Origin of the sequence: Olleya aquimaris (assembly GCF_003259525.1) — a bacterium.
Taxonomy (GTDB): domain Bacteria; phylum Bacteroidota; class Bacteroidia; order Flavobacteriales; family Flavobacteriaceae; genus Olleya; species Olleya aquimaris.
The window spans coordinates 267,556-294,048 of the sequence record NZ_QLLO01000003.1 but is presented as its reverse complement, the minus strand read 5'-3'; the positions used below and the strand labels follow the sequence as shown (position 1 = coordinate 294,048).

Here is a 26,493-nt window from a genome sequence, read left to right as displayed (position 1 = left end):
GATGAAAAAATATATAGCTTTTTTTAGTGTTGGATTTGTTTTTGGAATCCTTTTAATAATTTCTGAAGTTGCTTCGTGGTTTAGAATTTTTGAAATGTTTCAATTTAAAAGCTTCCATATGTATGGCGTTATTGGTTCTGCTGTTATTGTTGGAATTGCTTTAGTGCAATTAATTAAACAGAAAGAAATAAAGACTTTTAATGGAAAACCTATACAGGTTAAGGATAAAGATAAAGGATTTACCAATTACTTTGTTGGAGGAATTATCTTTGGTTTTGGTTGGGCTTTAGCTGGTGCCTGTCCAGGTCCAATGTATGCCTTATTGGGTACAGGTTACATCAGTATTTTTATATTATTGCTAGGAGCAATCTTAGGGACTTTTGTTTACGGTGTTTTAAAAAGTAAATTACCTCACTAATTTTTTTGTAACATTTTTGATGATTTGACGTCTTATTTATGTAAGCCAATCTGTTGGTTTATATCAATCATCAAATCAAATCGTTATGAAAGAAGACAGACAATTATTAGTATTAACCCATTTAAGTCAGCTAGTGACTTTAATTTTAGGGTTTGGAAGTTTAATCCTTCCGTTAATTATTTGGTTAACCCAAAAGAACAAAGTTTACCAAATGGATGTTCATGGTAAAACCATAGTAAACTTCCAATTGAGTTTAGTTGTACTATACATAATATGTGTACCATTAATTTTGTTATTTGGATTAGGGCTTTTAGGATGGTTAGTCTTAGGGCTAGTTTCAATTATATATCCAATTATTAACGCTATTAAAGTTAGTAATGGCGAAAACCCAAATTACCCTTTATCTTTTAATTTTATTAGTTAGTTATATTAAGTGGATAAAGACAAAAACGCAACCCATTGGGTTGCGTTTTTTAATTTAAATATTAAGATTATTGTCTAATAAACTCTAGTTCGGAATATTCTGGTAGTACTAAATTGCCTGTTGATGTAAAATCAAATGAGGTGACTATGGTTTCGTTTTCTATTTCTGTAATAGTTAAGGTGTTGTTGTCCACACTCCAATTAAAATCTGTAGTTGTACCTATATCACCATTGTTTGTAGAGACTAAAAATATTCTAAATCCTTCGTTATTATCTAAAAAAATAAGTCTAAATTCATTTAAAGGTACTGCTGTAAAATCACTTCTTAACCATTCTCCAACTATGGGATGAGCTTCTTTGGTTGGGATTGAAACATCATCGTTGGTACACGATAATTGAGTAAAAAAAAGAAAACAAACTAAAACTAGTCTGATACTATTAGTCATAATATGAATTAATTATACATTCTTAATAATTTAAAATTTAGGGAACTATTAAGAACCATGTGTCTTGCAAATGTAAGAAAAGTTAATATGATTTTACTACAAACAAAAAAAGCAATTCTTTAGAATTGCTTTTTTTATGATAATTATAATAAAATTTAACTGTTTAGCATAACTGGCATCACTAACATGGTTACAGTTTCGCCTTCATCTAAATCGTCAATAGGTGTTAAAATACCTGCTCTGTTAGGCATACTTAATTCTAATTGTACCTCATTAGAATTTAAGTTGTTTAACATCTCTGTTAAAAAACGAGAGTTAAAGCCTATCTGCATATCATCTCCTTGGTAATCACAAGTTAAACGCTCTTCTGCTTTGTTAGAGTAGTCAATATCTTCTGCAGAAATGTTTAATTCTGCACCAGCTATTTTTAATCTAATTTGATGCGTTGTTTTGTTAGAGAAAATACTAACACGACGTACAGAGTTTAAAAACTGTGTTCTGTCTATAGTTAATTTATTTGGATTCTCTTTTGGGATTACTGCTTCGTAATTAGGGTATTTCCCATCAATTAAACGACAGATTAACACTGTGTTTTCAAAAGTGAATTTTGCATTTGAATCGTTATATTCAATAGTCACTTCTTCTTCGCTTGCTGCTAAAATTCCTTTTAAAAGATTTAAAGGTTTTTTTGGCATAATAAACTCGGCTACTTGAGACGCTTTCACATCCTCACGACCGTATTTTACTAGCTTGTGTGCATCTGTTGCTACAAAGGTTAACCCTTCTGTAGAAAATTGAAAAAACACACCACTCATTACTGGTCTTAAATCGTCATTTCCTGCTGCAAAGATGGTTTTGTTTATTGCAGTTGCTAAGATATGTCCAGGCATTTTAGTGCTGCTTGGATCTTCTAAGCTTACCGATTTTGGGAACTCGTTCCCGTCTGCATAAGCTAAAGCATATTTACCATGGTTAGAGCTAATTTCAACTGTATTATTGTCTTCTATAACAAAAGTTAAGGGTTGCTCTGGAAAAGTTTTTAAAGTATCTAACAATAAACGTGCAGGAATAGCAACACTACCTTCGTTATCACTTTCTACATCTAAAACTGCAGACATCGTGGTTTCTAAATCGCTTGCAGAAACTGTTAATTTATTTTGATTGATTTCGAATAAAAAATTATCTAAAATTGGTAGTGTATTCGAGCTGTTTATAACACCTCCTAAAACTTGTAATTGTTTTAGTAAATAGGTACTTGATACAATAAATTTCATTATTTATTTGCGTTATGTTCTGTTAATATTCGTATTACAAATATATTGTTAATGTCTTTAAATTGGAAACAAACTTATTAACACTTACTTGGCGTATTTTTTCTTTCTAAAGTAGTTAAAAGCAAAACCAAAAACACCCAGTAAAAGCAATGGTAGTAAGATATTTATGAGTTGCCACTTTGTTTTTTCTTCGGTTATTTTTTCTGGATTTAAAAAGGCAACTGCTATTTCTTTAGATCGAATGTTTATAAGTCCAGTATCGTCTAAAAGGAAATTAGCCACATTTACTAAAAATTCTTTGTTACCAAATGTTTGTCCAGTGTATTTGTCAAATCCCAACTCTTCCACACCATTTCTACCCACTTCATTTTTAATAACATCGCCATCAGATACGACCACCATTTTAGTTGGCACACTTTCATCTTTATTGTCTGAAATGGCAACAGGTTTAACCCTATTTTTATAGACAGAAGTAAAGGTGTTTTCTAATAATACTGCTAGTGTTTGCGGACCTTTATTAAATGATTTTGGGTCTAGTTGGTCGTTAACCATATCCAAGCTTATCTCTCTTGGTGTGCCTTCTAATTTAGTTAATGGCGCAGTTTGTAATAAGATGGTTTTAGTCGTCCCATTTTTTAATGTATCGATTGGGTTGGAAAAGTCAAACTTTAAAAAGTCTAAATTGTTGACTATAGGATGGTTAGAGTTGCCTTTTGCTAATGGTGAATAGGTCCAAGGGTAACTCTGAAATTGGCTATTACTACCTTCTCCAGACGCTAAGGTAATAGGCGCAGAGTACATAGAGCTAACAATTAACGGATTGATACGTACACCGTATTTAAAGAAAAAATCGGTTAAATTTAAATCCATTGGTACAGCTACGTTTTTACCTAAATCGTTGTACAAACTATCTTTGCTCATAGCCACTTTTTCAAGTAACCATAGGCTTTTTCCACCATTCATGGTGTATTGGTCTAAAATGTATTTTTCTTCTTCTGTAAACGCTACTGTTGGTTTTGCGTTGATAATTAAATCGTAGCCTTTCAGTTTTTGCAAGGTATTTTCAGCATCTTTAGACACACTATCTAAAGTAAAAGGTGCAATAAAATAGTAATCCTTTAGGGTTTTTATATAATCTGCTATATATCTGTTTTCTAGCTGTCCATTACCTTTTAACACTGCTATTTTGCGTCGTTTAGGGTTAACTAATTTGCTTAAACCATCTGCAAATGCATATTCTAGATGTTGTACAGAATTAGTAACTAATTGTTGTTGTGTAGCTCCAATTGTATTTTTTACTAGAGGAATTTTAACAGTTGCATTATTATAACTTGCTAAAGCCCAAGGAAAAATAACTGCTTGACTAGATTTACCATTTTCTTTAACAGTTAGTTGCATAGGTGTTAATCCACGTGCATTTAATTGCTGAATATTTTGATCTCGTGTCGCATCATCTTCAATAGGATTTATAAAGTTGAAACTTATGTTGCTATTGTAAGCCGAAAATTCTTCAAGTAATTGTTTAGTTTCGGTTTTTAACTTTCTGAATTCAGACGGAAAATCGTCACCCTCCAAAAACACATCAATAATTACAGGTGAATCCACTTTTTTTATAATATCCAAAGCAGATGGATTAAGTGTAAAACGCTGGTCTAACGTCAAATCAAAACGTTTATACACCTTGTTTGAAAGTATGTTTATAAGGAGTAACCCAATAATTAATAAGCCTATATGTTTGATGGTATTATTCAAATTTTTTCTCAAGTTGATAGGTTTTTAATGCTGCTACTGTATCGTTTTTAAATTGTAATTCTAAACACTCTTGTTGGTTATTAAATGCACCAGGTTTAAAGCCTAAATTATAGTTCCATAGGTCATTAGAATTGGCTTTAATTGTTTCGTCCCAACCAAACCATTCTGGTTCTCCCAGCTCAGCTTCAACCTCTTGTTTTGTTTTACCAATAAGTTGATTTTGTTGTTTTATTTGGTCTACCATTTCATAACGTAACTCCGGAAACTCCTGCCAATCTTCTGCATTAAAATACTTTTGATGATGATAGCTTGTAAAAATATTTAACATGGGATAAAACATCCAAAAATAGAGTAGAGGGGTAGCAATAATACTAACCAATAAGCTTAACCATTTGTTATTACCTATGGTTTTTATAAACAACCAAGCTAATATAAAAACAACAATAAACGATAGGACTAAACCAGTTGTAATAACCATTTTATTGTTTTTTGATGTTGAATTTAGTTAACGCTATAAACAATACAGCGACACTTAAAAAATAAATAATATCTCTGGTGTCTAACACACCACGACTCATACTTTTGTAGTGAGCATTCATTCCTAAATTATCGATAAAATTACTAGATGTTACGTCTGCAATACCTTCAAAACCTATAAAGAAGAACAAGCATAAAAATACAGCTATTATAAAAGCCACTATTTGGTTATCTGAAATTGTTGATGCAAATACACCAATTGCGGTGTAGGCTGCTACTAAAAATAACAACCCAAAATACGATCCTAAAGTACTTCCAAAATCTAAATTACCTACAGGATTACCTAATTGATATACTGTGTAAACATAAAGTAATGTTGGTATTAAAGCTATAATGATTAATATAAATGCTCCAAAATATTTACCTAAAACTAACTGTAAGGTGCTAATGGGTTTGGTAAGTAACAACTCCAAAGTCCCTTGTTTTTTCTCGTCACTAAAACTTCGCATAGTTACCGCTGGAATCAAGAATATTAAAATCCAAGGTGCTAATAAAAAAAACGTCGATACATCTGCAAAACCATTATCTAAAATATTGAATTCGCCTTTAAACACCCACAAAAAAAGTCCATTTAATAGCAAGAATATGGCAATCACTAAATACCCTATTGGTGAAGCGAAGAAGGAGTTGATTTCTTTTTTAAGTATGGCTAGCATTAATTTAAGTTAAAAGTTATAAAGTTAAAAGTATTTAAAGTTTACAAAACAGTCTATTATATTTCAATCGTAAATCATCAATCTAAAATCGCCAATTTATCCACACTCCAAGCTTCAGGTTTAGCATTAAACAAAGGTTTGGTTTTAGCCCAAATACTTTTAAATAAATTAGAGTTTCGGTAATTTTCTAAATCGCTTTCATTGTTCCAATAGCTATACGTAAAAAACACATTGCTATTGTGCTTGTCTCTGTACAATTCTAGTAATTGATTACCTTCAAAGCTTCTAATTTTATCTTTTACCGTTTCAAAATTAGCCAAAAAGGTGTCAATATGTGCGTCTTCAAAACTTAATTTTACAATTCTTACCAACATAAATACTCCCTTTTGTAATTTCCGCGAAAGCGAAAATCTTATTACTTTAAAAAATTAATTGTCACTGTATCTCGTAACGCTAATCCCATCAAACTACTTGCGCTTCCAACAGTTTGGTTGTTACTTTTATAAATGGCAATCTCTAAACAATTAGAGCTATTAAACACCACTAACCCTCGTCCTTCATCATTACGCTTGTCTTCTGGGATGTCAAAATTTATAATATCACTATACTTACTGTGTATTTTTTTAAACTTGTAATTTCTTGCAGACACCTCGTAATTGCGACCTTTTTGCAGCTTTTCGAAAAAGTTTTTTCTAATGTTGGTCACGACATTTCCGTAATTATCAATATAAATGATACTGCCTATAATTTGGGTTTGCTCTTCATTGACGTAAGGCACCAAATTTTTTATGGGTTTAATCTTATCAATAGCTTTACCAATAACTTCTAAGGTACCACCACGTGCAATATGACATGCTACTTTTACAAACACATCCAACACCGGAAAGCTTGTTTCTATCTTATCATGGATATTAATTTCTACCAGCTTAGAAGGTGCAATCTCGTTAGCAATCATACTCATAATCCCATTATTGGCACACACAAAATAGTGATCGTCCAACTCTACAGCAATATGTTTGTTTTCTGGGTTGATTTCAGAGTCTATACCAATAACATGAATGGTTCCTTTAGGAAAACTACTGTAAGCATTTTGAATAATATAAGCAGCCTCAGCAATATTAAAAGGAGAAATAGAATGCGAGATATCAACAATTTTAACCTCAGGCAATTCACTGTAAATAGCACCTTTTATTGCGCCAGCAAAGTGATCTTTCTCTCCAAAGTCTGTCGTTAATGTTATTATTGGCATGTATTATTGTTGATATTTTTTTAACCACAAACACATAAAAATTGTGTAAGTTTGTTAGGTTAGCATCACGAAAACAAAACTAATAAAATTGTACAGATTAATTTAATAAATGCAACGCTTTTGAACGAAATAATTATTGAACTTGAAGAGATCTCTCCAAAAGAATTTTTTGGAACCGGAAACGAAAACATTACACTACTAAAAAAATACTTCCCTAAACTTAAAATAGTTGCTAGAGGAAACAAAGTAAAAGCCTATGGTGACGAAGAGCTTCTTGAAGAGTTTGATAGACGCATGACTATGTTGCTTAAGCATTTTTCTAAGTACAATAAATTAGACGAAAACGTCATAGAGCGCGTATTAACTAGTCAAAGTAGTGACGATTATACAACTTCTGAAAAAAGCGGAGAAGTTTTAGTCCATGGTGCAAACGGTAAACCAATTAAAGCCATAACAGCCAACCAACGTAAGATGGTCGAGCTGATGCGTAAAAACGATATGGTTTTTGCTATTGGTCCTGCAGGAACAGGTAAAACCTATACAGGAGTCGCATTAGCTGTACAAGCCCTAAAAAATAAAGAAGTTAAACGAATTATTTTAACGCGTCCAGCAGTAGAAGCAGGCGAAAATTTAGGATTTCTTCCAGGCGATTTAAAAGAAAAACTAGACCCTTACATGCAACCGTTATATGATGCCTTGCGCGATATGATTCCTGCGGAAAAACTAGCACAGTATATCGAAAACGGAACCATACAAATCGCACCTTTAGCCTTTATGCGTGGACGTACGCTAGATCATGCGTTTGTGATTTTGGACGAAGGACAAAATACCACACATGCGCAAATGAAGATGTTTTTAACCAGAATGGGTAAAAGCGCTAAGTTTTTATTAACAGGTGATCCTGGTCAAATAGATTTACCACGTCGTACCATTTCTGGACTTAAAGAAGCTTTACTTATTTTAAAAGGAGTTGAAGGTGTAGGTATGATTTTTCTTGATGATAAAGATGTGATTCGTCATAAACTAGTCAAGAAAATTATTGCAGCTTATAAAAATATTGAGAATAGGGAGTAGTCTATAAAGCAGTCACAGTAGACAGTATAAATAATAACTAAATGTCACACTGAGCTTGTCGAAGTGTAAACAAATCAACTAATGAGTAACACAATAATAGCATCCAATTTCAACTTCCCAAACCAAAAAAGCGTTTACAAAGGAAAAGTTAGAGAGGTATATAATATCAATGACGAAGAACTGGTCATGATTGCAACAGATCGACTTAGTGCGTTTGATGTGGTAATGCCAAAAGGAATCCCTTACAAAGGACAAATCCTTAATCAGATTGCCACAAGCATGATGAAAGCTACTGAAGATTTGGTGCCAAATTGGTTAACAGCCACTCCAGATCCTAATGTTGCAGTTGGACATTTGTGTACTCCTTTTAAAGTCGAAATGGTGATTCGTGGGTATTTGTCAGGTCATGCTGCACGCGAGTATAAAGCAGGTAAACGATTACTTTGTGGAGTTGAGATGCCAGAAGGAATGAAGGAAAATGATAAGTTTCCAGAGCCTATCATTACTCCAGCTACAAAAGCCGAAATGGGAGATCATGACGAGGATATTTCGCGAGAAGACATCTTAAAAAAAGGGATTGTTAGTGAAGAAGATTACCTGATTTTAGAGGATTATACACGTAAATTGTTTCAACGTGGAACAGAAATAGCTGCATCCAGAGGATTAATTTTAGTAGATACCAAATATGAATTTGGAAAAACTAAAGACGAAAAAATAGTATTGATAGACGAAATACATACACCAGACTCCTCGCGCTACTTTTATGCAGAAGGTTACCAAGACCGTCAAGATAATAACGAAGCACAAAAGCAATTATCAAAAGAGTTTGTTCGTCAGTGGTTAATAGCTAACAACTTTCAAGGCTTAGAAGGGCAAACCGTTCCAGAAATGAGTGATGAATATATCGAAACCGTATCTGAGCGTTATATTGAGTTATACGAAAACATTATGGGAGAACCATTCGTAAAAGCTGATGTAAGTGATATTCAAAAGCGTATTGAAGAAAACGTTTTGGAGTATTTGAAAGGGTAAATTTTGATAATTTTGTAGAGTGTTGTTTAACTTATGCATTATAAAACGTTTCAATACATTGGCAAGTTGAGTACAAATGTTTAATATCGGTCGTTAAACGTAGTAAATTGATTTATTTAATAAAGTCAAATCAGGACTTATTTCACCTTCTCAACTTCTCATACAAACCTCGAATCTTCTTATAAATAAAGGTATTGGTTTTGACATAGTAAAAAGAAATTAGACAAACCACTATCATAAATATAATAGCACCTATAATAGCTTCGGTTGGTGTTAAACTTTTATAGAAAAACTGTTTTAAGCTTAATCCAGTAAAACTTCCGTAAATAATCATAAAATGAATCACGTAAATTGACAAAGTTTTTTGTCCAATTTTTGAGATAAGAGCTTGCTTTAAATAGCTTTCAAAAGCGTAAAATAATCCAAATATAACCAGCACATTTCCTAGCCTGCTAAATAAATAATTATAATTTGCACTTCTTGTAAATAAAGGGATGTTAAACATATTATCTAAAACTTTTAGTGCTATCGACGAATAAAAAATTAATAGTAAACCAATCACTAAAAAACTAATAATCTTAAAAGGTTTATAATTGTTTTTATGTCCAAACTTAGAAAATAAAACTGCTGTAAACCCTCCAAAAGCCACGTACCCAAACCAAGGGATTATTGCAAACACAGAGCCATTTGCAAGACTTAAATAATTAGAAAATAGCACAGGCACAGCTTCTAGTTTTAGTGTTCTGTAAAGGGGTTCGGTAACAAATACAGTAAAACCAATAACTAAAAATAAGGTTGCTAAAAGCCATTCGTTTTTAAAACTAAGTCTATACAGTATAATTAATAGAATAAGTGACAATCCAATGCATTGTAACACATCAACTTGTAAAAAGTTCATGTTTACCTTTCCATACATTAAACTAATAAAAGAAAATCGCAAAGCATAACCCAATCCAATAAGTAGCAAACCACGATTTAACCCTTTTTTTATGCGCTTGTTGTCTGTACCTTTTTCTTTAGATTTTAATAATAAATACACAAAAACCAAACCTGTAATTGTAAAAAACACAGGAGCAGTAATCCCTCTAAAATAGGACCAGATCGTATAAGCAGTATAAGAATTATCTCTGTAAATAGGATGCAATAGTGTATCAATAAAATGACCTTGTAGCATCATTAAAATAGCAAATGCTCTGACTGCATCCAGAAAAAAAAGACGTGTTGGTTTCAAATGGTATTACGTGTTAGTGGTGTAAATATAATAGGTTATATTTAAACTTTAAATTTTTATATGGTGTACGATACATTAAATACTTTAGTAGAGCAGTTTTCTTCATTTGTTTGGGGTTTACCCTTATTAATATTATTAATTGGAGGAGGTACCTATTTGTTGGTACTTTCTAAATTTTTACCCTTTAGGTATTTAGGACACGCCATTCAAGTGTTAAGAGGGAAGTACGATAATGCGTCAGATTTAGGAGAAATTAGTCATTTTAAAGCATTAACTACAGCATTATCTTCTACCATTGGTATGGGAAATATTGCAGGTGTCGCGTTAGCTATTTCGGTAGGTGGGCCAGGAGCCATGTTTTGGATGTGGATAAGTGCAATTGTAGGTATGGCAACAAAGTTTTTTACATCAACTTTAGCCATTATGTATCGTGGAAAGGATTCTGCAGGTCAAATTCAAGGTGGTCCCATGTATTTTATTACAGAAGGTTTAGGCAAAAACTGGAAATTTTTAGCAGTTATGTTTAGCTTTTTTGGAATGTTAGGAGCGCTTCCCGTTGTTAATGTAAATCAATTAAAACAAGCTATTAATGATATTATATTAATTCCAAATGGTGTGGAAGTTAGTTTTACTTCAAACCTTATATTGGCAGCTATTTTAGTGGTTTTTACATCTATAGTGATTCTTGGAGGATTAAAACGTATTAGTACCATTGCGTCCAAAATGGTACCTTCAATGGTGATTCTATATTTTATTTTAGTCTTGATTATTTTAGGAATTAATTATACCGAAATCCCAAAATACTTCACTTTAATATTTACAGATGCTTTTGAAGCTAATTACATAAAAGGCGATGCTGTTTTTGGAGGTATGTTAGGCGCATTAATTATTTTAGGTATTAGACGTGGTGCGTTTTCTAACGAAGCAGGTATAGGTACAGCACCATTGGCGCATGGCGCAGCAAAAACTAACGAACCTGTTAGAGAAGGATTAGTAGCAATGATGGGACCAGTTATTGACACATTAATTGTATGTACTTTAACCGCTTTGGCTATTTTAGTGACAGGTGTTTGGGAAACCACATCAGACAACGGAGTGACGCTAACTGCATCTGCATTTCAGCAAGCCATTCCTGGGTATGGACAGTATTTATTAATGATTTGTGTTTTTATATTCAGCGTGTCTTCGCTATTTTCTTATGCCTATTATGGTACTAAATGTATGTCGTTTTTAGTAGGAGTAAAAAACCAACATTATTATAAGTATTTATATATTACCAGTATTGTTTTAGCAGCAACCACACCATTTGAGATGATGATTAACCTTATAGATGGTGTATTTGCTTTAATGGCAATTCCTACCATGTTGGCAACGCTAATTTTAGCTCCAAAAGTGGTTAAAGAAGCTAAAGCCTATTTTAAAAGAATGAAACAAAACAATAGCTAAAACAATAATTATTGTGTGTTTTAAATGATGAATACAAATGCGACTTGAAATTCCGACACCGTCGGAAAACATCAAAATTCAGAAATAATGAACGAAGGAGTGGAGATGCAATGCGTAGCATTAAGCACGTAGCTCCGAAAGTGACTGGTGCTTTAGCAATTTCCTAATTTTGATAGTGATTTTTTGGTTCGTTTTTCATCAAGGAAAAATGAACAGAAGCTAAATTAGATGGATCGCTAACTTTAGGATTGTTTAATATTCGATTCATATTTTGTTTAATTCATTAATTACTGTGCAGTTTTGATTAAAACAAATACCAAGTATTAACATATATAAAAACCAATTAGTGACAGTAAGTAAAATAATCAGAAATATTAATAATATTTAGTACTTTTAATTCACTTTTAATACTTATAAACCGATGCAAAGATTTCAAATTAATTCTTACAAAGAATATGAAAAAGCTTATCAAGCTAGTATAGATAACCCAGAAGCTTTTTGGGAAGAAATAGCAGAGTCTTTTGTTTGGAAAAAAAAGTGGTCTAAAGTCTTAGAATGGGATTTTACAAAACCTGAAGTCACATGGTTTAAAGATGGAAAACTCAATATCACAGAAAACTGTTTAGATCGACATTTAAAAGATAGAGGTAATGAAACTGCACTTATTTTTGAACCTAACGATCCTAATGAAGGTGCGCAATACTTCACTTATAAAGCATTACATAGCAAAGTCTGTAAGTTTGCTAACGTGCTTAAAGCCAATAATGTAAAAAAAGGCGATCGTGTGTGTATTTACATGCCAATGGTACCAGAATTAACTGTTGCTGTTTTAGCCTGTGCCAGAATTGGTGCAGTTCATTCGGTTGTATTTGCAGGATTTTCTGCATCTGCTTTATCAGCAAGAATTAATGATGCAGCATGTAAAGTGTTATTAACCGCAGATGGTGGTTTTAGAGGCACCAAAATAACGCCTTTAAAAGACATTGCAGACCAAGCATTAGAAACCTGTCCAACCATACAAACAACCATTGTTTTAAAGCGTGTTAATAATGATGTGACTTTATTAAAAAACCAAGTATGGTGGCATGATCAACTTAAGACAGTAGACGATAATTGTCCTGCAGAAATCATGGATGCAGAAGATATGTTGTTTATATTATATACTTCTGGTTCTACAGGAAAACCAAAAGGTATGGTACATACTTGTGGTGGATATATGGTCTATACAGCGTATACGTTTAGAAATGTATTTCAATATAGTTGCAGTAAAACCAACGATTTTGGTAGAGATTATACACGATCTAGCCCAAAAGATGTGTATTGGTGTACTGCAGATATTGGATGGATTACAGGTCATAGTTATATTGTGTATGGTCCATTAGCCAATGGTGCAACCACATTAATGTTTGAAGGTGTGCCAAGTTACCCTGATTATGGTCGCTTTTGGGACATTTGTGAAAAACACAAAGTCAATCAGTTTTATACTGCTCCAACAGCTATTAGAGCCTTAGCAAAACAGGACACTAATTATGCAGATAATTATAATCTGAAACATTTAAAAACATTAGGCACAGTAGGAGAGCCTATTAATCTAGAAGCATGGAATTGGTATAACGATTACGTCGGAAAAGGAAAATGCCCAATAGTAGATACATGGTGGCAAACCGAAACAGGAGGTATTATGATATCCTCTTTAGCAGGTGTGACTAAAGACAAACCAACCTTTGCAACCTTACCATTACCTGGTGTTCAGCCAGTACTATTAGATACAGATGGAACTATAATTGAAGGGAATCCAGCAGAAGGTATTTTAGCAATACAATTTCCTTGGCCATCCATTGCTAGAACTATTTATGGCGATCATCAACGGTATAAAAATGTCTATTTTTCTGCCTATAAAAACAAGTACTTTCCAGGCGATGGTGCATTACGTGATGCATCTGGTAATTACCGTATTACTGGTCGTGTGGACGATGTTATTATTGTCTCTGGACATAATTTAGGGACTGCACCAATAGAAGATGCTATTAACGAGCATCCAATAGTTGCAGAAAGCGCTATAGTAGGTTTTCCTCATGACATTAAAGGGAATGCGCTGTATGGTTTTGTCACGTTAAAAGATATTGGATCAACTAGTGACCAAGAGGCTTTACGTTTGGAGATTAACCAGTTAATTACAGAGCAAATAGGACCTATTGCTAAGTTGGATAAAATCCAGTTTACTAGTGGATTACCAAAAACCCGAAGCGGAAAAATCATGCGTCGTATTTTACGTAAAATAGCAGCTAGTGAAACCGATAACCTTGGTGATACCAGTACATTACTTAATCCAGAATGTGTGCAAGAGATTATGGATAATGTACTATAAATTGAGTAGAAACTAATAATATTAAGTCAATTAAAAAAGACAACCTGTTTAGGTTGTCTTTTTTAAATTAAGCGCTAAACTAAAGTGGCTTATTCATCTTTTTTTAATGGTGTTGCAGTGCTTCCCATATCTCTAACGCAAACGTATTTACCATCGCGTTTTTCAAAAACCGACATGTAATGTCCGTTATTAACTTCACTACCAGAGGAGTCATAACGTGTCCAAGAGCCTACTTCTACAGCTAAGTCTCCATCAGCAAAAACATCTACAACTTTATAGACGTTGTAATGTCCCAAAGTGTCCTTTGCAAATCCTTCTTCCATATCAGCTTTAATGGCTGCTTTTCCTACTCTAGGTTTTTCATTTTGACCATAACTTATGGCATCGTCACTATAATAGGCAACAACTGCGTCTGCGTCTTTAGCTTTTTGACCTGCTGCAAAAGCATCTTCCATTGCTTGTAGCTCTGCAGTTAAAGCATCCTTGTCTACAGCAACTTCTTTTTCTTTAGTTTCACAAGCAGAAAATAATACTGCTGCCAAAACTAAAATCCCAAATAATTTAATGTTTGTTTTCATAATGGTTTATGTATTGTGTTGGTTATTAGATAAATATACTAATAAAACTAATGACATTCTATTTTAACATAATTTTATTATAGATCACCTTCAATATATGATTTGCTTCAAAAATTAGTTAGTACCTTTATTAGATTAAGAATAACAAAAAAAGAACACTATGAAAGTAAACGCATATGCAGCCAAAGCTGCTGGAGAACAATTAGAACCTTTTAATTATAATTTACCAGATATTGGTAACGAAGAAGTCGATATTAAAGTCCATTATTGTGGGTTATGTCACAGCGATTTAAGTATGGTCAATAACGATTGGGGATTATCTCAATATCCATTAGTTCCTGGACACGAAATTGTTGGCGAAGTGTTAGATGTTGGTAAAGAGGTTAAAGGACTAAAAAAAGGAGACAAAGTAGGACTAGGTTGGTACAGTGCTTCTTGTTTACACTGCAACCAATGTATGGATGGTAAACAGCACTTGTGTGGATCGGCAGAAGCAACGATAGTAGGTCGTCATGGAGGTTTTGCAGATATAGTTAGAGGACATTGGTCTTGGGCTACACTATTACCAGAAGGTATTGATATGGCTAAAGCTGGACCTTTATTTTGTGGCGGAATTACCGTGTTTAACCCTATAGTCTTATCAGGTGTACAACCTACAGATAAAGTGGGAGTGATAGGTATTGGTGGATTAGGGCATATGGCACTTAAGTTTTTAAAAGCTTGGGGTTGCGAGGTGACTGCATTTACGTCCAATAAAGATAAAACGGATGCGCTTAAAAAAATGGGAGCACACAATGTAGTCGATTCTACTAATAGTGAAGAACTGGAAAGCATTGCTGGAACTTTAGATTTTATATTAAATACCACTAACGTGAAGTTAAATTGGGACGCTTTTTTAAGCACCTTAGCACCACAAGGAAAACTACATACCGTTGGAGCTGTGTTAGAACCCATGGAAATCCCAGCATTTAGCATGATATCTGGCGAAAAGTCGGTTGGAGGTAGCCCATTAGGAAGCATCGCACTCACCAGAAAAATGTTAGAGTTTTGTGTACGTCATGATATCTATCCTACGGTTGAAGAATTTAAACTAGAAGACGTTAACCAAGCCATTAAACACCTGGAAGACGGTAACGCTAGATTTAGAGTGGTATTAAAAGCGTAATACTAACGTTTAAGATTATAATAAGTGCTCAGTAAATGAGCACTTTTTTTGTTATGTACACATCTGTTTTACGACAACTTCTGTAACATATATTACATCATACATTATGTAAATGTCTTAACTTTAACCTTTCAAAACTGTATACATTACCAATGGAAAAATATATTGATGCATTTGTAACTGCTTTTAATGGGACAGTGTCTTGGACCTGGAAATCGATCTTGTTTGAAGTCCCTTGGTACACCAATTATTTTTGGGGACTCACCTTGATTTCATTAGTTGTATGGCTGTTAGAAATTGCGTTTCCTTGGCGAAAACAACAAGCTATTTTCCGTAAAGATTTCTGGCTAGATGCCTTCTATATGTATTTTAACTTTTTCATTTTTGCTATTGTTATAGCAGGCGTTTACAAGGTATTGGGTGTGTTGTTTACAGATTTAAATATAACTGTAAAAAGCTTAGCGCTTATCGATATTGCCCATTGGCCTATGTGGATACAATTACTGGTGTTTTTTGTAGTTCTAGATTTTGTGCAATGGTTTACCCATGTGTTATTGCATCGCTATCCGTTTTTATGGAAGTTTCATAAGGTGCACCACAGTGTCAAAGAAATGGGATTTGCTGCGCATTTACGTTACCATTGGATGGAAAATATCTTGTACAAACCTTTAAAAACCTTTGGTGTTATGATACTTGGAGGTTTTGAGCCCGAACAAGCCTATATTGTTCATTTTATTGCTATTACTATTGGGCATTTAAACCATGCCAATATCAAAATAACTTGGGGCGTTTTTAAATACATCTTTAATAATCCGGTGATGCATTTATACCATCATGCCTACACCTTACCAAAAGGCACTCACGGAGTCAATTATGGTATTAGTTTAAGTCTATGGGATTATATTTTTAAAACCAATTACATCCCAGAAGATAGTGGTCAAGTACTTATTGGGTTTAAAGGCGACGATCAATTTCCTAAAGATTTTATCCATCAAAACACCTACGGATTTAAAAAAGGACAACGCTAATCTGTAATCCAATCTATAGCATTATCGCTTGATGTAAGTGGTATTAAAACAAGGTATTTAATTCTGGATACTGCACAGGTTTTATACTGTCTGCTGTATTACTATCAACCTTAGGACTAAACAGCTCTTTACTTACAGGATAGGTCTCTAAAGTACTATCCGGAAAGGGTTCCGCGATCAACTCCATAACTTCTGTAGTCGATAATTCTGGGTTCAGCCAATCCTGTTCTAGGGAAGGCTCTAAAATAACAGGTTGTCTATTCTTAACATTGTGTATTTCGGCAAATAAAGGCGACGCTTTTTTAGTTAAAATACTATAGGTAATATAGGTGCCAATAACGGTATAGATACCAGCCAATCCCATAAGTTGGTCATCCTGTCTGTGGATGTAAAACGGAAACTTTTTTTTACCTACTGTATGTGGCTCGAAAAAACCAGATACAGGTATAATACAGCGTTGGGTAAGTGCCACATTTTTATACACAAAATGGCTAAACAATTTTTCGCTTTGTGCATTTAAACCACCACCAAAACGTACAGCCTCTTTGTAATAGGGTTTTATAGTTTCTGGAGTATTATCATCTGGTACAATGCCCCAAACTCCAGGCGCTAGCACTTCTGGTTTTCCTTGCGGAATCACTAACATATTAGGATGCGCAAACCCATTAAGGTGGTAGTTGGGTTGGTCAAAAAGGGTCACAATATTAGTGTCGCTAATGGTTACACCAAAGCGTTTTTCTATTTTAATCACCCGATCTTTAACACTAGTATGAAAACACATGTGGTTTTTATTTTAAAGATACCAAAAAGTTATTTTAAATAACGGTTTGCATATGAATAGACTTAGGATTTAATTTATTTTTATTAAATTTATAGAATACTCCCTAAAGTATTTATTTCCTATTTGCAGATTACCGTTTTATTGGACAGGTTATAATTAATAGCAATATATTATAAAATTTAATATTGAAGCACACCTTAAACAAAGGATTTGTGCTAATAATTTATACTAAAACTAACCCCTATGAAAACTATTTTACAATTTGCTTTATGCTTATTAATCGTCCAATTTTCTTATGCTCAGACAACATTAACAGACTATTTTATTATTAACCAGGATAGAATAGAAGTAGAGATTTCTAAATCAGACGGTAAGTATAAAATTAAGTTATCTAAAGGAGAAAAAGAAGAAGAATTTAATATTGGTAGCACAGTTGGAAGTTTTTTTGATTTTAAAAAACAATTCAGAAATTTAGTTTATGTAGGTCTATTAGAAAAATCAATGACTGAAAGTGATGATGATTATGATGCTGATGCTTTAAAAAGAATAGATCAAGAAGCAGAAAGTATCTATTATAGTTTTGCAAATAACCTTAGAGTATTAGACAATTTAGATTATAAACCAAATACTGGAATCCTTAAAGTTAATGATAGAATACCTGTTTATTTAGACAGCGATGATTTTAAAGAATTAATTAAAGAATACAAGAATGAGGCTAGTCTAAAATTTCAAGAAAAAGTTAAGCAAATAGATTTTTTAATAAAAATTAAACCACAGAATTATCAAGATAGTATTATAAAAATAGCTCAAGAAATTAGAATAGATAAGTACCAATTAATTGCTGACGACAATCTTGAGGAAGAGGAAAAGTATATTAAATTTAATGAGTATACTTCATCTCTTCTACAAAATAATGAAACGTATAAAGCTTTAAAAGATAAGTATTTATCAAATCTCTTTCCTCAATACATCCCAGAAAAAAATGATGTCGTACTTACGTTTCTAGTAATTGATAACGTAGAATTTGAATTTTCTAAAGGATTTTTAGAAATAATAAAGGTTATTGGACATTTAGATTGTGATGCAGATAATAATAGTTATAACTGTAATTTAATACCTTCTTTTTTAAAGAATAATGCTAAAATGATATTTACTAACTTATATGGTATTGGATTTACTAGTAGAGAAAATTACAAAAAACTTCTTAATGTAGGATTAAGATTAAACCAAGTGGATAAGCAGTTTAAGGTTGGAGATTTTGATAGGTTAACCAGAGATAATGAAATTTATAATGCAAATTTAAAAAGTCGGATTAAAATTTTTATGGACGATCTTATAAATTATGATTTTTATCCTAATAAGTTAACTAGAGATTTCAGTCCTATGGACCAAAAAGCCAGTGTGAATGGTGGAGATAAACTAACTTTAACTAAAGAAGAATCTCGAAAAATTCTAGAAATGGAAGTGTATAGCGATTTTCAAGGGTTTGATGCTGAGTCACCAAATGGTTTAATACAAATGGAACTTTCTAAGCACTTTAACATTAATACTGAAAGAAAAGATGCTTACAGGTATTTAAATTGGCTGTTTAGTGGTTATGGTTTATTTCAATATATAGAAGCTTCAGGTGGAATTACTAAAATTGAAGATAAAGAACGACGATTACACCCAGAACGAATAGACAATGAAATTACTTTGGAAGATAATACAGTTGTGTTAGATGCTAAGCGTTATACAACACCTATAGATTTATTAAATTATCGTACCTGGAATGTCGGTCAAAATATAAATTTTATACTAATAGACAACCCGGATTTAAAACATCAATTTCATATTAATGGTGGTCTCAAGTTTAATCGTACAGCAATACAAGATAGTATCAAGAGTATTGGGTCTGACAATTTAAAACCAACAGAATATTCCGTTAGTTATTGGACCTTTTATCCAGAAATTAAAATGCATTTATTACCAGAAGAACGTTATGGGTTTTATGCTATGTGGCGACCAAAGTATGTGCATTTAATTAGTGATAAACTAGAATTTAAAAGTAAAGCCAATCCTGTAGATGGCTACAGAAGAAAAATATCTAATTGGGTCAACGAATTTGAATTTAAAGGTTATGTTGATGTTGGAAATAAAGGTCAAATCTTTTTAAGATGGCGTTTAAATCATGAGATGGGTTATTCTGCAAATAATTATTCTCAAATACAATTAGGATATTCTTTCTTTATTTTTGGAAAAAATGAGTCAAAATCTAATTCAAAGTAACTCTATTTCATGATGCTTTAAATTAACGTCTTAATTTTCTTTAAGACAGTTATACCCTTGTAATAAAAACTACAAGTTTATCCCTTTTTTACACTTAAATGGGCTAAAAAACATCTTAAATTGAATAAAAAGTCACTTTTTTTATTAAAATTGAACAAAAAGCGGTGTCATGATTGTAGGTTATTAACAATTGTATAGTTTCTTTACAAAAAATACTTGTAGCTAATTTCTTACTAAATAATGCAACACTAAAAAATTATAGGTATACGGTTTTATAATATCGATAAAGTGGTTTTTTATATGCTTTTTAACACCCAATATCTTGTAGATTTTTCAAGTAATTTTGTTGATAGGTTCTTTTTTAATTTGAATATAATTTTCTAATCTTTGTACTGTCAGTTAGGCACTTAGGTGCACTAAGACAAACATTTATTTTATAATTTTTATAAAAATTTAGAAAGCCTATGGCAATTAAATTTAAGGCGCAAGCCAAACGAAATCCTCAGGACATCACGTTACCTGAGAAGTACTACGCATCGGCAATAGCAGATGGCGAAGTAGATTTAGATGTACTATCAGAGCAAATTGCTTACGAGTGTACAGTAACCGAGTCTGACTGTTACGCAGTATTACTTTCATTAGAGCGTAATATTATACGGTCGCTTGATCAAGGTCGAATTGTAAAATTAGGGCGTTTGGGTAATTTTCAAGTCAGTGTCAGTTCAGAAGGTCGTGACACACCAGAAGAAGTCAACGCAGGCTTAATTACTAAAGCACGTGTTTTGTTTAGACCAGGTAGACGCTTACGTAGTTTACTAACAGATTTAACCTATAAAAAAGCCAGCTAGAATCTCGTAAATCAGGTTAGATTTGATAAGGTCTTGAGTGTTTCTTACCGCTCAGGACCTTTTTTTATGCCCAAAAATGGGCTAGGTCGTTGCGCAACTTGTTAACGGAAGCTGCGGTACTTTGCATTTGATGTTGCCTATGTCGACCTACCTTGTTGAGCATCTTATTAAAAGCTAGGACTTTTTTAGTGGTTCAGGTGGGATTGTTTAAGATTATACACTACCTTTTAATAAAAAAACACCTTTACCCAATAACAAATCATTAAAAAACAAAGGACAATAGGCAAAAGTAAAGCATAAAAAAAGCCTAAAAATACAGCTAGAATCTCGTTTTTTAGGCTAGGTTTAATAAGGTCTTGAATGTTCTTACGCATTCGTGTAATTATAAATTACGGTACAAATATAAACATAACCCTTAATAAAACCCAAAAGTGACATTAAATAACTGATAATAAACACGTTGTTATTGTGCCTTTAATTACCAATAAAAATAGCCCATTGCAATTGGGCTAAATTTTAAAAAAGTTTTTATATTTAAACTCTCCCTATTTGCTAATTCTTTTAATAAATAAGTAAATCGCTTATTATTAGAAGCTTAGTGTTTTTCAATACATTTAAAAGTAAATCATGACAGACAACCAATTAGCAGCAGCATTAGAAAACATGTACCACAACGCACCAAAAGGTGAAGCAGTAGCAATGATACATTTATTTGGAATTAAATATGCGGAAGAACTAAAAAAAAGTAAAAGCAACAAAAAGGAAATAGCAATTGCAGCTAATATATCTGATAGATATTTTGCAGAAATCAATAAAGGTATCAAGCTAGCAAAATACGTAACAGTAAAAGACAATATTTAATACATGGCTATAAAAGCAACCACTAAAAAAACAAAATCTATAGAAGAAACCCTTTGGGATTCTGCAAATAAACTTAGAGGAACCGTAGAAAGCTCAGAATACAAACACGTTGTACTAGGTTTAATATTCCTAAAATTTGCTAGTGATAAATTCCAAAAACGCCGTCAAGAATTAATTGATGATGGTAAAGAGAAGTTTCTAGATATGGTAGAATTTTATGCGCAAGACAATGTATTCTATCTAACCGAAGAATCGCGTTGGAGCTACATCATCGCCAATGCCAAACAAGACGATATTGCTTTAAAAATAGATACCGCTTTATATACCGTAGAAAAAAACAATCCATCGCTTAAAGGTGCCTTACCAGACAATTATTTTTCGCGACTAAATATGGACGTTAGTAAGTTAGCAGCTTTACTAGACACCATAAATAATATAGACACCTTAAAAGACCAACAACAAGATATTGTAGGTCGTGTGTACGAGTATTTTTTAAGCAAATTTGCTATAGCAGAAGGTAAAGGTAAAGGCGAATTCTACACCCCAAAAAGTATTGTAAACCTTATTGCAGAGTTAATAGAACCTTACAAAGGTAAAATTTACGATCCTGCTTGTGGTTCTGGTGGTATGTTTGTACAGTCTCTGAAGTTTATAGACAGCCACAATGGTAATAAAAAAGACGTTTCTATTTATGGGCAAGAATACACAGCTACCACCTACAAGCTAGCAAAAATGAACCTTGCCATACGTGGTATTTCTGCCAATCTAGGCGATGTGCCAGCAGATACCTTTGCCAAAGACCAACACCCAGATTTAAAGGCAGATTATATTATGGCAAATCCACCGTTTAACCAAAAGGATTGGAGAGCTACAGACGAGTTACTAGACGACCCACGTTGGCGAGGTTACGAGGTACCACAAACAGGTAACGCCAATTATGCTTGGATACTAAATATGGTGTCTAAACTCTCAGATAATGGTGTTGCAGGTTTTATACTAGCCAATGGTGCATTATCTGGTGGAGGAACCGAATACGAAATACGTAAAAAACTCATTGAAAATAAATTAGTAGAAGCTATCTTGGTATTACCTCAAAAGATGTTTTATACCACAGATATTAGTGTTACACTTTGGGTATTAAATAATAATAAAAAAGAAAGAACAGTTATTATTAATGGAGTTGAAAAACAATATCGTAATCGTGAAGATGAAACTCTTTTTATTGATTTAAGAAAAGTAGGAATACCATTTGAAAAGAAATACATTCAATTTTCCGTTGATGAAATAAATAAAATATCTTCAACATATCACAATTGGCAACAAGCGTCATATGAAGATAACTATGAAAACATTGGTGAGTTTTGTCAGTCTGCAACCATTGAAGAAATACGCAAAAAAGACTACTCTTTAGTACCAAGTAAATATATAGAGTTTGTTAACCGAGACGAGAACATCAATTTTGATGAGAAGATGAAAACTTTACAATCTGAATTTTCAGATTTATTGAAAGAAGAAGCAAAATCTAAAACCGAATTGTTAAATGTATTTAAAGAGTTAGGCTATGAAATCGAATTATAAGCCACTTGGTAATTACATAAAACAGATTAAAAAGAAAAATACTGATGGTTCAGTTTCTGTATTAAAAGGGATTCGTATAAATAAAGAATTTATGGAATCTGTTGCTAATATTCAAGGAACAGATTTATCGCGATATAGAGTTGTAGAAAAATATCAGTTTGCATACAACCCAATGCACGTTGGTCGTGATGAAATTTTACCAATCAGTGTGTTGTTAGAAGACGAACCAATAATAGTTTCGCCAGCTTATGTAGTTTTTGAAATATTAGACCATAACGAATTAGATCCAGAATATTTAATGATGTGGTGCAGACGTTCAGAGTTTGATAGAAACGTTTGGTTTACTACAGATAGTAGTGTTCGTGGTGGTTTTAGTTGGGAATCTTTATGCGAGTTAGAACTACCCATCCCATCCATAGAAAAACAACGCGAAATAGTAGCAGAATACAACACCATCGTCAACCGTATTAAACTAAACGAAACCCTAAACCAAAAACTAGAAGACACTGCACAAGCCTTGTATAAACATTGGTTTGTGGATAAGAAAAATACTGATAATGAAAATATATTATTAAGTGATCTCGTTTTTCAATCAAAAGAAACCATACATCCTGCTAAATGCAAGTTTGATATTTTAGAACATTATAGTATTCCTAATTATGATGAAAAAGGTCTGCCATCATTCGAAAAAACCAAAACAATAAGAAGTCATAAATACAAAGTAGTATCAAATTCGATTTTATTATCAAAATTAAATCCTCGCTTTCCTAGAGTATGGAATATATATGGTATTGCAAATGAAAATGCTGTTTGCTCAACTGAATTTCTGGTTTTCGTTCCGAAAACTATTGATTTATTTGGTTTTATTTATTTTGTTTTGAAATCGAATGAATCAATAGAATATTTAACCAGTAGGGCAACAGGGACGAGTAATAGTCATCAAAGAATTAGACCAAGTGAAATTTTGGATATGCCAATACCTTGCTTTTCGAAGGAGGAAGTATTATCATTTAGTTTAAAAACATTATGGATGCTTAAAAGAATTCGTTTAAACCTAAAAGAGATAGTTAAGTTGAATGAATTAAAAGATTTAATCCTTTCCAAAATGTCAAAAGTAGAAACTAAAACAGTAGAGGCTTAATTAGTATTATATGAAATTAAAAAATATTGCTATTACGAATTACAGAGGTGTTAAGAATAAACAAGAAGTACCTCTTAGAAGTTTATCATCTGTTGTGGGTAAAAACGATGCAGGAAAGTCTATAGTCCTTAATGCAATTGCTACTTTTTTAGATGCTAAAAATTATTCTGTTGTAGACTCAGATTTTAACGATATTGATTCTTCAATTGTATTTCAAGTAGTATTTGAACATTCTAATTTAAAAGAAATTTTAGAAGCCAAAATAAAATCTAAGATTAAAAAGGCTGATGGATTAGAGGAATTTTTAAATGATTTTATTTTTGATGGAACAATCATTTATGAAAGAGAAATTAGTAAGTCGGGTAAAGTATATACTAAAGAATCCATATTAATTAAAGATTTTGATGATGAAGAGTTTGCTAATTTATATTTTAAAACTGACGAAGAATTAAACAAAATTATTGCAGACAATACAATAGTAATTCCCGTTGAAGGAAAAGGACGAAATTCAAAAATTGAAAAAATAAAACATATAAAAGAATTCGCTATCACTAAAGGTGTTCAGATAGAAGGTAAATTTATAGTAGATAGTTTTAAGATTAATAGTTTATTTCCTCAAGTAGAACTATTTGTTTCAGATTACGGGTTAGAAGCCGATACAAAATTTAAAACAAATTCTGTTACAGAGATTTCAGATTACTTCAACAGAGAAACACAAGATGAAACACAACGCCTTCGAGTTATAGAAAATGAGATTGAGGCAGAAATGCAAAACGAAGCAGATTCAATTAAAAGTTTTATGTCTGATTATACTTCATCATTACAAAAGGTTGAAATAAAACCTCAAATAACATGGAAAGATGCTATAAAAAATGTAGATGTTCGTTTTCAGTTTGATGGAGATGCTAATCCTATACCTATGAGCCATAAAGGAACTGGTTATAGACGTTTATTTATGGTTGCTAGATTTAGATATTTGGCAGAAAAAAATAAAGGAAACAATATCGTTTATTTAATTGAAGAACCTGAAACATTTTTACATCCATCTGCTCAAGAAGATTTGTTGAATGCTTTAAAAGAATTATCTGAAGAGAATCAAATAGTAATTACAACGCATTCACCAGTTTTTGCAGGAGCCACTAATCCAGAATCTGTTATTCTTTGTAAAAAAGATGGACAAACTGTATACGAATATGCAACCGAAGCAACAAAAGAAGATTTTGTATTTAAAATTATTGACGAATTAGGAATAAAACCATCGTTTAACCTAAGAGATAGTTTTGAGAAAATTCTTTTTGTTGAAGGTAAAGATGATGCAATCGCTTATAAGCTTATATGTCAAAAGCTTTTTGATAAAGATTTGGAAGAAAATGTTTTGGTTCTACCAACTGGAGGAAGCAGTGTAGATAGCTTTATTAATATTTCATATTTTAAAAAAAATGGACGAGAACTATTTTTGTTATTAGATAGTGATAAAGGGTTATCGATAAGAAACCCTAAAAAGCCACTAATTCAAGCTCAATCAATTGTTAATTTCAATTCTAATTTTGGTACTGGTTATGCTTTGCATAAATCTAACCTTGAAAGTTATTATCATCCAAGAGTTTTAGAAGATTTCTATTTTAGATTAAAACCTTATGAAATTCATTTTTTTGGAGAGGATGAAGATTTACAAGAGTTTTTTAAGGAAAAAGGAATAAAGAAGAAAGACAATATTAATATTTTCAATTCAATGACTAAAGAACAATTTGAAGAGGTGTTGGAACAAGAATTAATAGATTTTTTAGAGAAAATAATTAGTTAAAAGTGAATTGCTAAATGGATAATCAACAACAAGCCTTTTTAATAGAAGAAATTTGGTTACTCACCTTTGGTGGTGCGTTTCAGCACACAGGTATTTACAAACCTAAGACAAAAGAAAAAGAACGCACCTATTTTAGAAACAAGCTAAGAGGTTATGTAGAGAATACTATTGTAAGTCAATACCAAACGCCAATAACTGAGGATAGCATTCATCTAGAAAATATACAAGCCATAAGTAGGTTTACAGAAAACTTTAGTCATGTATTAAAAGCAGCTATTAATATCGGTGTCAGCCAAAAATTACTTAATCTGGTTTTAAAATATTACTGGTGTTTGGGTATCATACCACAACCACCACATTGCCCTGTAGACAGAATTATACAACAACGCTTATACAAGCAACCTTTAGTGAATTGGACACAGTTAGAATGTGCGGATACCTATATGCAAATTATTCAAGATATAAGAGGTAAAGCCAAAGAGAGCCAGCAAAGCATTGCACAATGGGAGTTGGTTAATTTTGATAGAAGATAATT

The 26,493-nt window shown here is 32.4% G+C and carries 25 protein-coding genes; 15 read left to right on the top strand and 10 right to left on the bottom strand.

The genetic code is table 11. The features are described from left to right. The first annotated feature begins 1 nt into the window (after position 1). Together LY08_RS06220 and LY08_RS06215 are read left to right on the top strand one after the other, a co-directional pair. On the top strand, positions 2-418 hold the full coding sequence (locus tag LY08_RS06220) for a DUF6691 family protein (protein ID WP_111659582.1): 417 nt from the start codon (positions 2-4) through the stop codon (positions 416-418). Positions 419-503: 85 nt separating this feature from the next. Next, positions 504-842: a DUF4870 domain-containing protein gene (locus tag LY08_RS06215; protein ID WP_111659581.1), complete on the top strand. Its 339-nt coding sequence runs from the start codon at positions 504-506 to the stop codon at positions 840-842. A 67-nt stretch (positions 843-909) separates the two neighbouring features. On the opposite strand, the gene LY08_RS06210 is transcribed toward LY08_RS06215, so the two are convergent. From LY08_RS06210 to LY08_RS06180, 7 genes are all read right to left on the bottom strand, one after another. Beyond that, the gene (locus LY08_RS06210; RefSeq protein WP_111659580.1) at positions 910-1,287 is read right to left on the bottom strand and encodes a lipocalin family protein; all 378 of its coding nucleotides are present in this window, start codon (positions 1,285-1,287) and stop codon (positions 910-912) included. A gap of 155 nt (positions 1,288-1,442) precedes the next feature. Next, positions 1,443-2,561, bottom strand: coding sequence for a DNA polymerase III subunit beta (gene dnaN / locus LY08_RS06205; protein ID WP_111659579.1), 1,119 nt, complete (start codon positions 2,559-2,561; stop codon positions 1,443-1,445). Positions 2,562-2,645: 84 nt separating this feature from the next. Beyond that, positions 2,646-4,325 (bottom strand): gliding motility-associated ABC transporter substrate-binding protein GldG, encoded by a 1,680-nt coding sequence (gldG, locus tag LY08_RS06200; RefSeq protein WP_245907559.1) that lies wholly within the window; start codon positions 4,323-4,325, stop codon positions 2,646-2,648. After that, a complete protein-coding gene (locus LY08_RS06195) occupies positions 4,306-4,791 on the bottom strand; it encodes a hypothetical protein (RefSeq protein ID WP_111659578.1) in 486 nt (161 codons plus the stop codon). The genes gldG and LY08_RS06195 overlap by 20 nt, the downstream gene beginning before the upstream one ends. A 1-nt stretch (position 4,792) precedes the next feature. Continuing rightward, positions 4,793-5,506, bottom strand: a complete 714-nt coding sequence (gldF, locus tag LY08_RS06190) for a gliding motility-associated ABC transporter permease subunit GldF (protein WP_111659577.1) — start codon at positions 5,504-5,506, stop codon at positions 4,793-4,795. Positions 5,507-5,583: 77 nt separating this feature from the next. Beyond that, positions 5,584-5,880 carry a putative quinol monooxygenase gene (locus LY08_RS06185; RefSeq protein WP_111659576.1) on the bottom strand — a complete coding sequence of 99 codons (297 nt, stop codon included), beginning with the start codon at positions 5,878-5,880 and terminating at the stop codon, positions 5,584-5,586. 41 nt (positions 5,881-5,921) lie between these two features. Beyond that, positions 5,922-6,755 carry an SAM hydrolase/SAM-dependent halogenase family protein gene (locus LY08_RS06180; protein ID WP_111659575.1) on the bottom strand — a complete coding sequence of 278 codons (834 nt, stop codon included), beginning with the start codon at positions 6,753-6,755 and terminating at the stop codon, positions 5,922-5,924. A 120-nt stretch (positions 6,756-6,875) separates the two neighbouring features. Between LY08_RS06180 and LY08_RS06175 the strand changes: the two genes are divergently transcribed. Together LY08_RS06175 and LY08_RS06170 are read left to right on the top strand one after the other, a co-directional pair. Next, on the top strand, positions 6,876-7,829 hold the full coding sequence (locus tag LY08_RS06175; RefSeq protein ID WP_111659574.1) for a PhoH family protein: 954 nt from the start codon (positions 6,876-6,878) through the stop codon (positions 7,827-7,829). Between the two features lie 81 nt (positions 7,830-7,910). Further along, entirely contained in the window at positions 7,911-8,861 is a 951-nt protein-coding gene (locus tag LY08_RS06170; protein ID WP_111659573.1) for a phosphoribosylaminoimidazolesuccinocarboxamide synthase, read from the top strand. 142 nt (positions 8,862-9,003) lie between these two features. Here the strand turns inward: LY08_RS06170 and LY08_RS06165 are convergent, their stop codons facing one another. Beyond that, a complete protein-coding gene (locus LY08_RS06165) occupies positions 9,004-10,092 on the bottom strand; it encodes a heparan-alpha-glucosaminide N-acetyltransferase domain-containing protein (RefSeq protein WP_111659572.1) in 1,089 nt (362 codons plus the stop codon). A 60-nt stretch (positions 10,093-10,152) separates the two neighbouring features. On the opposite strand from LY08_RS06165, the gene LY08_RS06160 reads away from it, so the two are divergent. Both LY08_RS06160 and acs read left to right on the top strand, forming a co-directional pair. Beyond that, positions 10,153-11,538, top strand: coding sequence for an alanine/glycine:cation symporter family protein (locus LY08_RS06160; RefSeq protein WP_111659571.1), 1,386 nt, complete (start codon positions 10,153-10,155; stop codon positions 11,536-11,538). Between the two features lie 421 nt (positions 11,539-11,959). Beyond that, positions 11,960-13,906, top strand: a complete 1,947-nt coding sequence (gene acs, locus LY08_RS06155; RefSeq protein WP_111659570.1) for an acetate--CoA ligase — start codon at positions 11,960-11,962, stop codon at positions 13,904-13,906. 89 nt (positions 13,907-13,995) lie between these two features. Here the strand turns inward: acs and LY08_RS06150 are convergent, their stop codons facing one another. Then, positions 13,996-14,484 carry a YybH family protein gene (locus LY08_RS06150; protein ID WP_111659569.1) on the bottom strand — a complete coding sequence of 163 codons (489 nt, stop codon included), beginning with the start codon at positions 14,482-14,484 and terminating at the stop codon, positions 13,996-13,998. A 160-nt stretch (positions 14,485-14,644) separates the two neighbouring features. Here LY08_RS06150 and ahr point away from each other — a divergent pair, with 160 nt between their 5' ends. Together ahr and LY08_RS06140 are read left to right on the top strand one after the other, a co-directional pair. After that, on the top strand, positions 14,645-15,649 hold the full coding sequence (ahr, locus tag LY08_RS06145) for an NADPH-dependent aldehyde reductase Ahr (protein WP_111659568.1): 1,005 nt from the start codon (positions 14,645-14,647) through the stop codon (positions 15,647-15,649). 152 nt (positions 15,650-15,801) lie between these two features. After that, entirely contained in the window at positions 15,802-16,677 is an 876-nt protein-coding gene (locus LY08_RS06140) for a sterol desaturase family protein (protein WP_111659567.1), read from the top strand. A gap of 43 nt (positions 16,678-16,720) precedes the next feature. On the opposite strand, the gene LY08_RS06135 is transcribed toward LY08_RS06140, so the two are convergent. Continuing rightward, complete coding sequence (locus LY08_RS06135) at positions 16,721-17,458, bottom strand: SOS response-associated peptidase (RefSeq protein ID WP_111659566.1); 738 nt, start codon at positions 17,456-17,458, stop codon at positions 16,721-16,723. Positions 17,459-17,701: 243 nt separating this feature from the next. Here LY08_RS06135 and LY08_RS06130 point away from each other — a divergent pair, with 243 nt between their 5' ends. The 7 genes from LY08_RS06130 (at position 17,702) to LY08_RS06100 (ending at position 26,491) form a co-directional block, all read left to right on the top strand. Beyond that, positions 17,702-19,726: a hypothetical protein gene (locus LY08_RS06130; RefSeq protein ID WP_111659565.1), complete on the top strand. Its 2,025-nt coding sequence runs from the start codon at positions 17,702-17,704 to the stop codon at positions 19,724-19,726. Between the two features lie 464 nt (positions 19,727-20,190). Continuing rightward, positions 20,191-20,574 (top strand): HU family DNA-binding protein, encoded by a 384-nt coding sequence (locus LY08_RS06125; RefSeq protein WP_111659564.1) that lies wholly within the window; start codon positions 20,191-20,193, stop codon positions 20,572-20,574. Between the two features lie 627 nt (positions 20,575-21,201). After that, positions 21,202-21,435: an HTH-like domain-containing protein gene (locus LY08_RS06120; RefSeq protein WP_111659563.1), complete on the top strand. Its 234-nt coding sequence runs from the start codon at positions 21,202-21,204 to the stop codon at positions 21,433-21,435. A gap of 3 nt (positions 21,436-21,438) precedes the next feature. Further along, the gene (locus LY08_RS06115; protein WP_111659562.1) at positions 21,439-23,013 is read left to right on the top strand and encodes a type I restriction-modification system subunit M; all 1,575 of its coding nucleotides are present in this window, start codon (positions 21,439-21,441) and stop codon (positions 23,011-23,013) included. Continuing rightward, positions 22,997-24,154, top strand: a complete 1,158-nt coding sequence (locus LY08_RS06110) for a restriction endonuclease subunit S (RefSeq protein WP_111659561.1) — start codon at positions 22,997-22,999, stop codon at positions 24,152-24,154. The genes LY08_RS06115 and LY08_RS06110 overlap by 17 nt, the downstream gene beginning before the upstream one ends. 10 nt (positions 24,155-24,164) lie before the next feature. Then, positions 24,165-25,958, top strand: coding sequence for an AAA family ATPase (locus LY08_RS06105; protein ID WP_111659560.1), 1,794 nt, complete (start codon positions 24,165-24,167; stop codon positions 25,956-25,958). A 14-nt stretch (positions 25,959-25,972) separates the two neighbouring features. Then, the gene (locus LY08_RS06100; protein ID WP_111659559.1) at positions 25,973-26,491 is read left to right on the top strand and encodes a hypothetical protein; all 519 of its coding nucleotides are present in this window, start codon (positions 25,973-25,975) and stop codon (positions 26,489-26,491) included. The last annotated feature ends 2 nt before the right edge of the window (positions 26,492-26,493 follow it).